A 13,776-nucleotide genomic window follows, 5' to 3' on the forward strand; every position below is an offset into this window, starting at 1 on the left:
ATGTGCCGCCTTCCTTCCTTGCGCGGATGGGGTACGGGCGTCCGGTCAGCACAGACCCGCGGGCCGCGAGGCCCCGCAGGAGTTGTCGTCGAAGGTGTTGGCGCTCTGGGTGGCTTCCTGGTTGACGAGGTCCGCCGGGGCGTTGTCCAGCAGATAGTTGCCGGTGATCAGGTTCCGTTCGCTGGTGACGCCCACCATGCTCTTGAACAGGACGATGCCGCCCGACAGCGGGGACTCGCCCGAGTGGCCGGTGACCACGTTCCCTGAGACCAGGGTGCTCTCGGCGCCGGTCAGGACGATGCCGGAGCCCTGCAGGAAGGGCAGCCGCTCGGTCTTCGCGCAGTACTTGTTGTTCCGCTCGACGCGGTTGAGGCTGACGGTCAGGGCGCCCGCCTTCGGCTTGTTCTCGTCGCCGACGACGAACATGCCGGCGCAGTTGCCGGTGAGATAGTTGCGCTTCACGACGAGGTTGCGCAGCCGGCGGACGGTGAGGCCGATCCGGTTGTCCTCCAGGCGGTTCCGCTCGATCACGGTGCCCCTGCTGTCCGTGGCGCCCACCTCGGCCTTCACGTTGTTGGCGAGGAACAGCCCCGCGTCACCGTTGCCCCGGGCGATGTTCTGGCGGAACACACCGCGGGTGGAGTGCTCCTGGGCGATGCCCCACTGCCCGTTGTCCTCGGCGATCACCCGCTGGACGGTCAGGCGGTCGGTCCCCAGGGAGAACAGGCCGATCTTGGAGAAGCCGGTCACCTTCAGATCGGCGACGGTGACGTCCGGGAGGGCCTTGTCCTTCTCCCCGATCACGCAGATGCCGTTGCCGGCCTCGGCGCAGTTGATGGTGGCCTTCTTGTTGTTCCGCGTGGCCTTCGTGGAGCCGGCCGCGGCCTTCTTCTGGACCGGCTGGATCACCGTGTCGTTGCCGTGGTGGCTCAGGCCGCGCAGGGTCAGTCCCGGCGTCTTCACCGTGACGCTCTCGTGGTAGACGCCGGGCAGCACGAGCACTGTGTCGCCGGTCTGGGCGGCGTTCACCGCCTGCTGGATCGACTGACCCGGCTTCACCACATGGATCCGTTGGGCGGCGGACGCGGGGGCGGTACCGACGAGCGCGCCGAGGAGCGCGGTCGCGCATGCGAGATAGGTGATATGGCGTTTTGTCACATTCCGAAGGCTAGGAGCGCATCAGCCGATTACCGGCCGGATGCTCCGTTCGACGGCGTGTCACCCCGGCAGGCAGTACGGGCTGGGCCCGGGCGCCCCACGCGCCCGGGCCCAGCCCGTACTGGTGATCCGCGTCCCCCGAGGTCAGCGAGGTCTCGGCCCGCCCTTCGGCAGCCGCATCCCCTTGGGCATCGGCCCCTTCGGCAGCGGCATGTTGCTCATCAGGTCGCCCATCGCCCGCAACCGGTCGTTGGTGGCGGTCACCTGCGGCCCGGTCAGCACACGCGGCAGCTTCAGCATGGTCGTGCGCAGCTTCTTCAGCTCGACCGTGCCCTCGCCGGTGCCGACGATCAGATCGTGCACCGGCACGTCCGCGACGACCCGGTTCATCTTCTTCTTCTCGGCGGCCAGCAGGGACTTCACCCGGTTCGGGTTGCCCTCGGCGACCAGCACGATGCCGGCCTTGCCGACCGCCCGGTGCACCACGTCCTGGCTGCGGTTCATCGCCACCGCCGGGGTCGTCGACCAGCCGCGGCCGATGTTGTCCAGCACGGCCGCGGCGGCGCCCGGCTGGCCCTCCATCTGCCCGAAGGCGGCCCGCTCGGCGCGGCGGCCGAAGACGATCGCCGTCGCGAGGAAGGCGAGCAACAGGCCCAGGATGCCGAGATAGATGGGGTGACCGATCAAGAAACCGATCGCGAGGAAGACACCGAAGGTGACGATTCCGACTGCCGCGAGCACAAGACCGATCTTCTTGTCGGCCCTGCGGGTCATCTTGTAGGTCAGAGCGATCTGCTTCAGTCGCCCGGGGTTCGCAGCGTCCGCTGCGGTTTCCTTCCTCGCCATGCCACGAAGTCTACGTGGCTCCCGAACCGCCTTCGACGGCAGTGCGCCTCTCAGGAGCGACGGGCGAGGGCCTGCTCCACGATCCGCTGCGCCTCGACCCGGTCCTTGGCCCGGCGGCGGTCCTCCAGCACGGAGGTCCAGGCGTTGCGGCGGGCGGTGCGCTGGCCGCTGCTCATCAGCAGCGACTCCACGGCGCGCAGAGCGGTGGTGAAGGACGGGATGGCGGTGGCGCGAACGGGCGCGGCCTGCATGGTGGAGGTCCCCCCTCGAGTGGCTGCTGGTACGGGTGTACGTGGCGTGAGGCCAGCGTCACTGATTGGTGTTACCAGGGCGTGTCCGACCGGTCAAACACCAGTGAAGCCTTGATGCGGCGCTCCCGAACGCCGACGCGGCCCTGACGTACGCCCTCATCTGCGAGGACGGTCAGGACCGCGTCGTATCGGCCACTACTCGCGGGTAGTCGCTTGTGCGCGAATTCACACGCTTGCCACGCCCGGTACGGGGCAGGGGGGGTGACGCCGTGTCAGACGGCCTGGGCCGCGATGTACGTGCCACGCTTCTCGACGGCCATCTGGTACAGCCGCCCGGCGCGGTACGAGGAGCGCACCAGCGGGCCGGACATCACGCCGGAGAAGCCGATCTGCTCGGCCTCCTCCTTCAGCTCCACGAACTCCTGCGGCTTCACCCAGCGCTCCACCGGGTGGTGGCGCACGGACGGGCGCAGGTACTGGGTGATGGTGACCAGCTCGCACCCGGCGTCGTGCAGCTGCTTCAGCGCCTCGCTGACCTCCTCGCGGGTCTCGCCCATGCCGAGGATCAGGTTCGACTTGGTGACCAGGCCGTAGTCGCGGGCCGCGGTGATGACCTTCAGGGAGCGGTCGTAGCGGAAGCCGGGGCGGATCCGCTTGAAGATCCGCGGGACCGTCTCGACGTTGTGCGCGAAGACCTCGGGGCGCGAGGAGAAGACCTCCTGAAGCTGCTCCGGGACCGCGTTGAAGTCGGGGGCGAGCAGCTCGACCTTGGTCCGGCCCGCCTCGCGGTGCGCGGTCTGCTGGTGGATCTGGCGCACGGTCTCGGCGTACAGCCAGGCGCCGCCGTCCTCAAGGTCGTCGCGGGCGACGCCGGTGATGGTGGCGTAGTTCAGGTCCATGGTGACCACGGACTCGCCGACCCGGCGGGGCTCGTCGCGGTCGAGCGCCTCGGGCTTGCCGGTGTCGATCTGGCAGAAGTCGCAGCGCCGGGTGCACTGGTCGCCGCCGATGAGGAAGGTCGCCTCGCGGTCCTCCCAGCACTCGTAGATGTTGGGGCAGCCGGCTTCCTGGCAGACCGTGTGCAGGCCCTCGCTCTTGACGAGGCTCTGCATCTTCGTGTACTCGGGGCCCATTTTCGCCCGGGTCTTGATCCACTCGGGCTTGCGCTCGATGGGGGTCTGGCTGTTGCGGACCTCCAGGCGCAGCATCTTGCGTCCGTCGGGTGCGACTGCGGACACGACCGGCTCCCTGTGCTTCGATTCTTCGGCGTACACCAGGGTACGCCCGTGTTTACTGAGCCCTGCTGTCAGGCCAACCCCATCGCCGCAGGGCCCATTCCCGGCGTCAGGCGGTCGCCTTCTCGATCACCCGCGGCTTCAGTTCCGCGTTCTCCAGGACGTCCCTCAGATGGCGCTCGACGACCGGGACCACCTCCTCGACCGTGATGTCACGGCCCAGCTCGTTCGCGAGGGAGGCGACGCCCGCGTCGCGGATGCCGCAGGGGATGATCTTGTCGAACCACTTGTTGTCCGGGTTCACGTTCAGCGCGAAGCCGTGCATGGTGACGCCCTTGGCCACCCGGATGCCGATCGCGGCGATCTTGCGGTCCTCGCGGCGCTGGCCCGCGTTGGACGGGGCGTACTCCGGACCGTTCAGGCGCGGGTCGAACTCCTCGTCGTGCAGGCGGGGGTCGAAGTCCAGGGACAGGCCGCCGACGGACGGGCGCTGCTCGACCGGGTCGCCGAGGACCCAGACCCCGCTGCGGCCCTCGACCCGGGTCGTCTCCAGGCCGAACTCCGCGCAGGTGCGGATGAGGGCCTCCTCCAGCCGCCGCACATGCGCCACCACGTCCACCGGGCGCGGGAGCTTCTGGATCGGGTAGCCCACCAGCTGGCCCGGGCCGTGCCAGGTGATCTTGCCGCCGCGGTCCACGTCGACGACCGGTGTGCCGTCGAGGGGGCGCTCGTTGTCCGCCGTGCGCCGGCCCGCGGTGTAGACCGGCGGGTGCTCCAGCAGCAGCACGGTGTCGGGCATCTCGTCGGCGAACCGTGCCGCGTGCACCCGGCGCTGCTCGTCCCACGCCTCCTGGTACTCGACGGCGTCCGCACCGAATCCCATACGGACGAACCGCAACTCACTCACGGCAAGCGCCTCCCTAGAAGGTCGTAAGGCATGAAACCCGCCCACGTCACTGTACGACTGTCCGAGGCGCGTCAGCCCTGGGGGCAATCCTCACACGATCGGATGAATGAACGTCGAAGTGTGCGATCAGCTGCTCACTCTCCGCTACATTCGCGCCGTTCACGAGGCCATAAGGGCTGCTCACAGGCAATCCGGGCAGCACGGCGGCGCAAGCCGCCGAAAGCCCGAAGGCAGGAGACCGCACCGCAGATGACGGAACGACCCGCGCAGCGCACTCCCAACCGCCAGCTCGCCGCGCTCATCGCAGAAGCGGGGTTCTCCAACGCAGGTCTCGCCCGTCGCGTGGACCAGCTCGGCCTCGAACACGGACTCGACCTCAGATACGACAAGACATCCGTCACCCGCTGGCTGCGCGGACAGCAGCCCAGGGGAACGACCCCCGCGCTCATCGCCGAGGTGTTCACCCGCCGGCTCGGCCGCCGCCTCACCGCCCAGGACCTGGGCCTGGACGCCTGCGCCCCGGTGTACGCCGGGCTGGAGTTCGCGGCCGGGCCCGAGGAGGCCGTCGACATCGTCAGCGGACTGTGGCGCAAGGACTCCGGCAGCCACGCCGAGCTGCGCAAGATCGCCTTCACCCCGGCCGGACTGGTCGTCCCCAGCCGGGACTGGCTGATCGGCCGGGCCGACGAGAAGGTCGCCCGGGGCGAGTCCCCGGCCCGGGTGCCCGCGCAGGGCCGCCCGGCGGTGCCCCAGCAGCGCGGCCGGGCCGAACGCGGGCCCGGCCACCGGGTCACCGCCGGCGACATCGCCGCGCTCCGCTCGGTCGCCGAGCTGTTCCGCACCCTCGACAACGCCTACGGCGGCGGCCACGCCCGGCAGGCGCTGGTGCGCTACCTGGAGCACGAGCTCGAACCGATGCTGCGCGGCACCTACGGCGAGCAGACCGGCCGCCGGCTGTTCGCGGCCGCGGCCGACCTCACCCGGCTCGCCGGCTGGACGTCGTACGACATCGCCGCGCACGGCCTCGCGCAGCGGTACTTCGTGCAGGCGCTGCGGCTGTCGCAGGCGGCCGCGGACCGGGCGTACGGGGCGTACGTCCTGGTCACCATGAGCCGGCAGGCCGTCTATCTGAGCCACGGGCGCGAGGCCGTGCAGCTGGCGCGGGTGGCCCAGCAGGGGGTGGGCAGCTCCGCGCCCCCCGTCGTGCAGGCGCTGCTGCACGCCGCCGAGGCGCGGGGGCACGGGGTGCTGGGGGAGGTGCGGGCGTGCACCGCGTCCCTCGTCCGCGCCGAGCGCGCGCTGGAGGCCGCCCGGCCCGGGGACGACGTCCCGTACTGGGCGCGGTTCTTCGACGAGGCGCAGCTCGCCGACGAGTTCGGGCACTGCCACCGGGATCTGCAGCAGTTCCGCGCCGCCGCCCAGCACGCGGAACGCGCGCTGCAACTGCGGCCCCCCGGCTTCGCCCGCAGCCGCCTGTTCTGCCGCGTCGTCCTCGCCACCGCCCGCCTCGGCCTCGGCGAACTCGACCAGGCCTGCCAACTGGCCGCCGAGGCGGCCGGTCAGGCGGCGGAGATGCGGTCGGTGCGGGCGATGGAGTACGTCAAGGACTTCGAACGCCGCCTGGAGCCCTACAAGGACGCGGCACCGGTACGCACGTACCGGGACAAGGTGGCGGCGTTGAGCTGAGCGGGATCGTCGTGTGGCGGCGCTGAGCTGATCAACCGGTGCTCGGGCCGCCGCCACGGCATGGCGAGCGCCGGTCCTTCCCGCGCGGGTCACTTCCGACGCCGGTCGTTCGGGGCCGCCGCCACAGCGGTCAACCACCGCGACGGCTCCCGGCGGTGCCGAGCCGGCCGCACCCCGTCCGCGACCGGCCGCGCCTGTCCTTTGTGCCGCCCGGGCCGTGGGTGCCGGGTCCGCCGTGTGCAGTGGACCCGCCGCCCTCAGGCCGCGCCTGTCCCTCACGCCGCCCGGGCCGTGGGTGCCGGGTCCGCCGTGTGCAGTGGACCCGCCGCCCCCAGGCCGCGCCTGTCCCTCACGCCGCCCGGGCCGTGGGTGCCGGGTCCGCCGTGTGCAGTGGACCCGCCGCCCTCAGGCCGCGCCTGTCCCTCACGCCGCCCGGGCCGTGGGTGCCGGGTCCGCCGTGTGCAGCGAGCCCGCCGCCCCCAGGTCCGCCAGGATCGCCGCGGACGCCCGCCGGGCCGAGTGCAGCGCGCCCTGGACCGTGCTGGTGTCCCGGTGGTCGCCGCACACGTACAGGCCCGCCAGCAGCCGCACCGGCCGTCGCAGATCATGCGGCGGCCGCATCACCGGCACGGCCTCGGCGGTGTGGTGCACGGCGAGCGTCTCCCACCGCGCCGTCGACGTGCCGTACAGCCGGGCCAGATGCATCCGCACCGCCGTGTCGACATCGCTCGGCGCGGCCCCCAGCACCGTCGACGACACCAGCGCCCGCCCCTGGGGCGCCCGCGTCGGATCCACCGCGCTGACCACCGCCGTGTGCGCCACCGGCCCGCCCCGGTCGGCGTCCAGCAGCAGCGACGCCCCGGTCTGTGGCGCCTCGTCGGTCGTGTGGTGCACCACCGTCACCGGATGGAAGTCGGGCACCCGCAGCCCCGGCAGCAGCTCGGCCGCCGTCCGCGCGTCCGTCGCCAGCAGCACCGCCCGGCACCGGAACTCCCCGTGCTCGGCCGTGCTCACCGACGTCGTGGACACGCCGGTGACCCGCACCCCGGTGCGCACGGTCCCCGGCGGCAACCCGCGCGCCAGCAGCTCCGGCAGCACCTCGGCGCCCCCTTCCGGCACACACATGCGCCCCGCCGCGAACGCCCGCAGCGCCAGGTCCGCGCACCGGCTGGACGTCGTCAGCTCGGGGTCGCACAAGAGGGCGGCGAGCAGCGGGCGCAGGAAGCCGTCGACCGTCCGGGCGGGCAGCCCGCGCGCCGCCAGGGCCTGACCGGCGGGCAACTCCGGTCGGGACAGCAGCCGTTCGACCGGCATGGCGCCGATCCGGGCCAGCGCGGCCCCGAGCCGCGCCTGGTCCACGGCACTGCCCAGCGGCGCCCCCGCCAGTGCCCGGCTCCCCGTGACCGGCCTCGCCGTCGAACGGGGGGCGCTCGCAAGGGCGCGTACGGCATGGAGTGCGCCCCTCGCGCTCCGGCCACCCGCCGGGGCGCCCGCACGCTGCCGGCGCCCGTCGCTGTGCAGCAGCACACCCGGGGTGAACGCGCGCAGCGCCAGCGCGTCGAGCCCCGGTGTCAGACGCAGTTCGGGATACGACGTGAACAGGAGCTGTCCGATGCGGTCCAGCCGGAAGCCGTCGACCTTCTCCGTGGCCATCCGCCCGCCCACACAAGGAGCGGCCTCCAGAACGGTGGTCGGGATTCCTGCACCGGTCAGCCGATGCGCCGCGGCGAGACCGGCGACCCCGGCTCCCACGACGACGACGTCCGCCTGATACACGGGCTCAAGCACGTGCCCCTCCTCGACGTTGCGCGGCCGGTGGAGAGCTGATGCCCTCAACCGGCTTCGGGGATACCCGAGTTCGGGTCGAGGTTAGGGCCGCGTCCAGTCAGGGGCAGTCGCGCATGAACAGGGCACGGTCGCACAGCGGTCGCATACGGTCATGCAGGGCCATGGTGTCGGCCTCACCTTGCCGCCCGAATCGCCTCCTCGATCCCCGGAAACGCGAAGCCGAACCCCGACTCCAGCAGTCGCCTCGGCACCACCCGCTGGCTGCCCAGCACATCCCCGGCCATCTCGCCCAGCACGGCCCGCAGCACCGGCGCCGGCACCGCGCACAGCGTGGGCCGGTGCAGCACCCGCCCCATCGCCGCGGTGATCTCACGGTTGGTCAGCGGCTGCGGGGCGGTCAGGTTGAACGGCCCGGACAGGTCCTCCCGGTCGATGAGGTGCCGCAGCGCGGCGACCTCGTCGTGCAGCGAGATGAACGACCAGTACTGCCGCCCGTCCCCGAGCCGCCCCCCGAGACCCGCCAGGAACAGCGGGAACAACCGCCCCCAGGCACCGCCCTTGCGGGACACCACCAGCCCGGTCCGCGCGAACACCGTCCGCACCCCCGCGTCCCGCGCGGGCGCCGCGGCCGACTCCCACTCCACGCACAGCTCCGGCAGGAAACCGGCCCCCGGGGGCGCCTCCTCGTCGACGGCCCGCTCCCCGGTGTCCCCGTAGTAGCCGATCGCGCTGCCGCTGACGAACACCCGCGGCCGCCGCTCCGCCGGCAGCCCCGCGACGGCCCCGGCCAGCGTCGCCGTACCGCGCACCCGGCTGTCGCGGATCCGCGCCTTGTACGCCTCGGTCCAGCGGCGGTCTCCCACCCCGGCGCCCGCCAGGTTCACCACCGCGTCGCACCCGGCGAGCGCGGCCGCGTCGACGAACCCGCCCTCGGGGTCCCAGCGGACCTCGTCCGCCGCCCGGGGCTCCCGGCGCACCAGGCGCACCACCTCGTGCCCCTCGGCGGTCAGGGACCGCACGAGCGCACTGCCGATGAGACCGGACGCGCCGGCCACCGCGATTCGTTCCATGCGGCCCATACTGCCGGTCAACGCCGCACAAAGGCCGGAAGGGCCGTCGTCCGGCCGCCGTACAGTGACGTCATGCCGGTTCCGTACATAGGTCACGCCAGGTACTCCGACGAGGAGACGCTGGGGCGGCTCGACCGCCGGTGCTGGTCCGCGCTGCACTCCGTCCAGCCGCGCCCCAGGCCGCCGTACGACCCCTTCTTCAGCGACCGTTTCGGGCCGCGCGACCATCTCGTCGCCGAACTCGCCGGAGCCGTCGTCGGCTACATCCGGCTCGGCTTCCCCACGCCGCTGGAGAGCAACGCGCACGTCCGCCAGATCCAGGGCCTGGTCGTCGCCGAGGAGACGCGTGGCGCCGGGGTCGGCCGGGCGCTGCTGCGCGCCGTGCAGGACGAGGCACGGCGGCAGGGGGCCCGCCGGATCACCCTGCGGGTCCTCGGGCACAACACCCCGGCGCGCAAGCTGTACGAGTCCGAGGGGTTCGTGGTGGAGGGGGTGCTGCCGGAGGAGTTCTTCCTCGACGGGGAGTACGCCGACGACGTGCTGATGGGCCGTTTCCTCTGAGCCGCCTCGCGGTGCCCGGGCGTTACGACGACACCAGCGCGCCCGTGTCCACCGGCGTCGTCGCGTCCGCCGCCCGCGCCGCGTCACCGGCGACCTCGGCGGCCGTCAGGACGTACCCCGTCTCGGCGTCGGAGGTGGAGCGGGCGAAGACCACGCCGTACACCTTGCCGTCGGTGGTGAGCAGCGGACCGCCCGAGTTGCCCGGGCGGACCGTGGAGCGGATCGAGTAGATCTCGCGTGTGACGTTCTCGTCGTTGTAGATGTTCTGGCCGGTCGCCCGGACCCGGGCCGCGACCGTCGCCGCCTGCAGATCCAGCCCGCCGTCCTGCGGATAACCGGCGACCACGGCCGCGTCGCCCCGCTCGGCGTCGTCGTCGAACTCCAGGGCGGGCGCACGCAGGTCGGGGACGTAGAGCACGGCCACGTCCTTGTCCGGGTCGAACAGCACCACCCGTGCCTCGTACGACGGCCCGACCCCGCCGACCCGGACGGTCGGCTCGTCGATGCCCGCCACCACGTGCGCGTTGGTCATCACGTGCTCGGCCGCGTACACGAACCCGCTGCCCTCACGCCCCTGGCCGTCCGCGACGCCCTCCACCTTCACCGAGCTCAGCTTGGCGGCGTTGGTGGCGGCAGCCGTGACGCTGTCGCCGGAGGGCCTGGCCACCTCGGCGGTCGACTCGTTCTCGAACGGGTTGAACACCTGCGGGAAGCCCGCCTCGGTGAGCGCCGACGTGGCCCGCGAGAACCACGCCGGGGTGGTGTCCGGCATCGCGCTCTGCACCGCGCCGAGCAGCCGTGAGTCCCGGATCGCGCCCGTCAGCAGCGGCGACGAGGACGCCGCCAGCACGCTCGCGGCCACCCACGCCACGATCAGCACGGCGACCGAGTTGGCCGCCGCCCCGCCGACCCCGTCGGCCACCCGGAGCGGCCCCCGGGCCAGCTCCCGCCGCAGCCGCAGCGCCGGCCGCCCCGCCAGCTCGTGCCCCACCACCGCCGGGACCAGCACCGTGAGCACCGCGGTCACCGTCGCCGCCGTCGTCCCCGGCGACACCAGGTCCATCACCCACGGCAGGATCCACACGCCGATCGCCGCGCCGCCCACGAACCCGGCGAGCGAGACACAGCCGGCCACCAGCCCGCGCCGGTAGCCGGACCCGGCGTACACCAGGATCACCAGCACCAGCAGGATGTCGAGCAGGTCCACGGAGCCGCCTTTCCCCAGTCCCCGTCGGTGCGCGCGGGTACGCGCCCCAGCACGCCTTAGTACGTGCCGGACGGGCCCAATGATCAGCCACGCGGGCGACGCCGGTCGGGAACCGGCCACTGTGCGTGTATCCCGAAAAACGTCACCGACCCGGACGATGGTTCCACCAGGTGGCACAGCACACATCGCGGGCGGATGCGCACGGGCCGACAGTGGGACCATGTCTGTCCTCCGAGGTGGCAAGCGCAGCACACGGGGCCCACGGCGACGCACCGTGCGCATATCCGGCCCTGCCGCGGTGCTGGTGTGCTGTCTGCCCGGACTCGCGGCAGTGGCCGCCCTGGTGTGGTGCGCGTACATGGTGGACCGGTCGGTGACGGCCTCCCGGACCGCCCACCCGCTCGCCGCGGCCCGCGCCACCGCCCCGCACACCGCCCCCAGGCCGCCCGTCGTCCCCCGGGCGGCCTGGCTGGGCCAGGGCGGGACGCCCCGCAAGCAGCCGCCGCCGCGCTACGACGACAAGGTCGTCGCCGTGTTCGTGCACCACACCGACTCGCCCAACACCTACCGCTGCGCCGACACGCCCCGCATCATCCGCGACCTCTACGCCGGGCAGACCGGCACCCGCGCGTGGGACGACATCGGCTACAACTTCCTCGTCGACCGCTGCGGCACCATCTACGAGGGCCGCGCGGGCGGCGTCGACCGCCCCGTCACCGGCGCCCACACGCTGGGCTTCAACCACCGCACCACCGGCATCGCCGCCATCGGCACCTTCACGGCGGGCGCCGAGGTGCCGCGCGTGATGACCGAGGCGATCGCCGCGCTGGCCGCCTGGAAACTGGGCCTGTCGGGCACCGACCCGCGCGCCGATGTCCGCCTGATCTCCAGCAACAGCCACAGCCGCTTCGCCGCCGGCACGCCCGCCACGCTGCCCGCCCTGGCCGGCCACAACGACGGCTACATGACCACCTGCCCCGGCGCCGCCCTGACCGCGCGGCTGCCGGAGATCAGGGACCTGGCCGCCCGGTTGCAGGGGCGGCCGTGAACCCCACAGGAAGGCCACAGCCGCCACGCAGGGCGCACAGATCCGGCCGCCCTACCGTCCGGGTCACCAGCCGACCGGAGGTGGGGATCACGAGCGGCAACACCGACACGTGGAACGGGGTCCTGCGCGCGCCCCGGACCGTGCTCTGCGAGGTCGCGACGATCGTCCTCGGCCCGGCCGCCGTCACGGCCTCGGCACTCGACCAGGCCAACGCGGCACCACTGCGCCACGCGGTGCAGGCCGACCGGACGCAGGCGTACATGCCGACGGACACCAGCCGCCGCAGGGTCGCCTGAACCCCGGGCGCCGACTCATTCCCTGAACCGGTCCCACAGGCGCGGATACCGCTCCGCGAGCACCGCCTCGTTCTCGAAGTCGACCGGCGTGCCCTCCGGTTCGGCGGCCGCCGGCGCGATGCCGAGGTCGGGGGCGACGGTGCCGGTGAGCTGCTCGTAGGCCTCGTCCGCCGCGTAGCCCAGCTCCTCGCCGTCGCCGTCGACCTCCTCGTCGAAGTCGTCCAGCAGGTCGGCGAGCGAGTCGGGGTCGTGCACCCCGCCCTCGTACACCTCCCGGCCCTGGCCGATCAGCCAGCACCGGAAGAAGTCGAAGGCGTCGTCGCTGGCCCCGTCGAGCAGCACCCAGGCGGCACCCCACAGGTCCCAGGTGTACGCGCGGTGGTAGCGGACCTCGAAGTGACGGGCGAAGTCGAGGACCGACTCCGGGTCCAGCTGCAGGAGCCGTTCCACGAGGAGGTCGGCCTGCTCCTCGGGATCGCCCTCGGCGGCCTCGCGAGTGGCGTCGATCAGCTCCCAGAACTCCGTCTCGTCCATCACGGCACAAGCATCGGGCCTTCACGGGTGGGGCGCACGCGGAGTGCGGCGGATCGTTATGTCCCGTACAGATCGGCGAGCCGCCGCGCGTCCTCGGCGAACCGCTCCCGCAGCCCCTCGGGCGCCAGCACCTCGACCTCCGGTCCGAGGGCGGAGAGCTGGGTGTGCGCGACCTCCTCCGACTCCACCGGGAGCGTCACGGTCACCCGGCCGTCGTCGTCCGGGGTGCCCGCGGCGGCCAGCGCGTCCCGCGCCGACCGCGGATCGAGGGCGTACGGCAGCCTCCGCACGCCCTCCCCGGACAGCCGTACCACCACCTCGGCGCGCAGGATGGAGCGCGCGAACTGCTCCGCCCGCTCCTCCCAGAAGGCGGGCAGCTCGAACCCCTGGTCCCGCGAGAACCGCTCCTCGCCGACCTCCACCGCCGTGAACCGGTCGATCCGGTACACCCGGAAGGATCCGCGGTCCGCCACCCGCGCGCACAGGTACCAGACGCCCGCCTTGAGCACGAGCCCGTACGGCTCCAGCTCCCGCTCCACCTCGCTGTCCCCCCGGCGATAGCGTGCCGTGATCCGCCGGTCGTCCCACACCGCGTCCGCGACCGCGGGCAGCGGCTCGGGCGTCCCGGGCTCCTTGAACCAGCTCGGGGCGTCCAGGTGGAACCGCTGCGCCGCCGTCCTGGAGGCGTCCCGCAGGGAGGGCAGCAGCGCCGCCGACACCTTCAGCCGGGCCGCCGAGGCCGCGTCCTGAAGGCCCATCTCGCGCAGCGCCCCCGGCACCCCGGACAGGAACAGCGCCTCGGCCTCACTGCGGTGCAGGCCGGTCAGCCGCGTCCGGTACCCGCCGATCAGCCGGTACCCGCCGGCCCGCCCCCGGTCGGCGTAGACCGGAACCCCGGCCTCCGACAGCGCCTGCGCGTCCCGGGTCACCGTCCGCTCCGACACCTCCAGCTCCCGCGCCAGCTCGGCGGCGGTCATGGCGGGCCGGGACTGCAGCAACAGCACCATCTTGATCAGCCGGGCAGCACGCATGGAGCACATCATGCAGCAGGCCCCCACCGAGGCGGGGGCCTGTCGGCGACAGGGGGACGGACTCCGCGTCGACGCCGAAGTGGCGGCGGGCGGCCTCGCGGGTGTCGGAGAGGCCGAAGCCGTCGGCGGCCAGCGAGGAGTGGTCCTGCTCGACCCAC

Annotated in this window: 14 protein-coding genes; 4 read left to right on the forward strand and 10 right to left on the reverse strand. The window is 72.9% G+C overall.

From position 1 onward, the window contains the following. Positions 1-45: 45 nt before the first annotated feature. From KWI83_RS03675 to lipB, 5 genes are all read right to left on the reverse strand, one after another. Complete coding sequence (locus KWI83_RS03675; protein WP_218512794.1) at positions 46-1,158, reverse strand: nitrous oxide reductase family maturation protein NosD; 1,113 nt, start codon at positions 1,156-1,158, stop codon at positions 46-48. A 144-nt stretch (positions 1,159-1,302) separates the two neighbouring features. After that, positions 1,303-2,004, reverse strand: a complete 702-nt coding sequence (locus tag KWI83_RS03680) for a DUF4191 domain-containing protein (RefSeq protein ID WP_218512795.1) — start codon at positions 2,002-2,004, stop codon at positions 1,303-1,305. A gap of 50 nt (positions 2,005-2,054) precedes the next feature. Beyond that, the gene (locus KWI83_RS03685; RefSeq protein ID WP_141313554.1) at positions 2,055-2,255 is read right to left on the reverse strand and encodes a hypothetical protein; all 201 of its coding nucleotides are present in this window, start codon (positions 2,253-2,255) and stop codon (positions 2,055-2,057) included. A gap of 272 nt (positions 2,256-2,527) precedes the next feature. Then, a complete protein-coding gene (gene lipA / locus KWI83_RS03690; protein WP_218512796.1) occupies positions 2,528-3,493 on the reverse strand; it encodes a lipoyl synthase in 966 nt (321 codons plus the stop codon). A gap of 106 nt (positions 3,494-3,599) precedes the next feature. Continuing rightward, positions 3,600-4,397: a lipoyl(octanoyl) transferase LipB gene (gene lipB / locus KWI83_RS03695; RefSeq protein ID WP_218512797.1), complete on the reverse strand. Its 798-nt coding sequence runs from the start codon at positions 4,395-4,397 to the stop codon at positions 3,600-3,602. 249 nt (positions 4,398-4,646) lie between these two features. On the opposite strand from lipB, the gene KWI83_RS03700 reads away from it, so the two are divergent. Continuing rightward, entirely contained in the window at positions 4,647-6,083 is a 1,437-nt protein-coding gene (locus tag KWI83_RS03700) for a regulator (RefSeq protein WP_218512798.1), read from the forward strand. A gap of 423 nt (positions 6,084-6,506) precedes the next feature. Here KWI83_RS03700 and KWI83_RS03705 read toward each other — a convergent pair whose 3' ends face one another. Continuing rightward, positions 6,507-7,871, reverse strand: coding sequence for an NAD(P)/FAD-dependent oxidoreductase (locus KWI83_RS03705; protein WP_218512799.1), 1,365 nt, complete (start codon positions 7,869-7,871; stop codon positions 6,507-6,509). 173 nt (positions 7,872-8,044) lie between these two features. Next, entirely contained in the window at positions 8,045-8,941 is an 897-nt protein-coding gene (locus KWI83_RS03710) for a TIGR01777 family oxidoreductase (protein ID WP_218512800.1), read from the reverse strand. A 72-nt stretch (positions 8,942-9,013) separates the two neighbouring features. Here KWI83_RS03710 and KWI83_RS03715 point away from each other — a divergent pair, with 72 nt between their 5' ends. Further along, positions 9,014-9,502: a GNAT family N-acetyltransferase gene (locus KWI83_RS03715; protein WP_218512801.1), complete on the forward strand. Its 489-nt coding sequence runs from the start codon at positions 9,014-9,016 to the stop codon at positions 9,500-9,502. Positions 9,503-9,524: 22 nt separating this feature from the next. Here the strand turns inward: KWI83_RS03715 and KWI83_RS03720 are convergent, their stop codons facing one another. Further along, a complete protein-coding gene (locus KWI83_RS03720) occupies positions 9,525-10,709 on the reverse strand; it encodes a MarP family serine protease (RefSeq protein WP_218512802.1) in 1,185 nt (394 codons plus the stop codon). Positions 10,710-10,929: 220 nt separating this feature from the next. Between KWI83_RS03720 and KWI83_RS03725 the strand changes: the two genes are divergently transcribed. Then, the gene (locus KWI83_RS03725; protein ID WP_256361747.1) at positions 10,930-11,757 is read left to right on the forward strand and encodes a peptidoglycan recognition protein; all 828 of its coding nucleotides are present in this window, start codon (positions 10,930-10,932) and stop codon (positions 11,755-11,757) included. An 80-nt stretch (positions 11,758-11,837) separates the two neighbouring features. Continuing rightward, positions 11,838-12,053 (forward strand): hypothetical protein, encoded by a 216-nt coding sequence (locus KWI83_RS03730; protein WP_218512804.1) that lies wholly within the window; start codon positions 11,838-11,840, stop codon positions 12,051-12,053. Positions 12,054-12,068: 15 nt separating this feature from the next. On the opposite strand, the gene KWI83_RS03735 is transcribed toward KWI83_RS03730, so the two are convergent. Further along, the gene (locus KWI83_RS03735; protein WP_218513213.1) at positions 12,069-12,587 is read right to left on the reverse strand and encodes a DUF4240 domain-containing protein; all 519 of its coding nucleotides are present in this window, start codon (positions 12,585-12,587) and stop codon (positions 12,069-12,071) included. A 56-nt stretch (positions 12,588-12,643) separates the two neighbouring features. Then, entirely contained in the window at positions 12,644-13,618 is a 975-nt protein-coding gene (locus tag KWI83_RS03740) for a YafY family protein (RefSeq protein ID WP_218512805.1), read from the reverse strand. Positions 13,619-13,776 lie beyond the last annotated feature (158 nt).

Origin of the sequence: Streptomyces sp. TRM70350, assembly GCF_019219825.1 — a bacterium.
Lineage (GTDB): Bacteria > Actinomycetota > Actinomycetes > Streptomycetales > Streptomycetaceae > Streptomyces.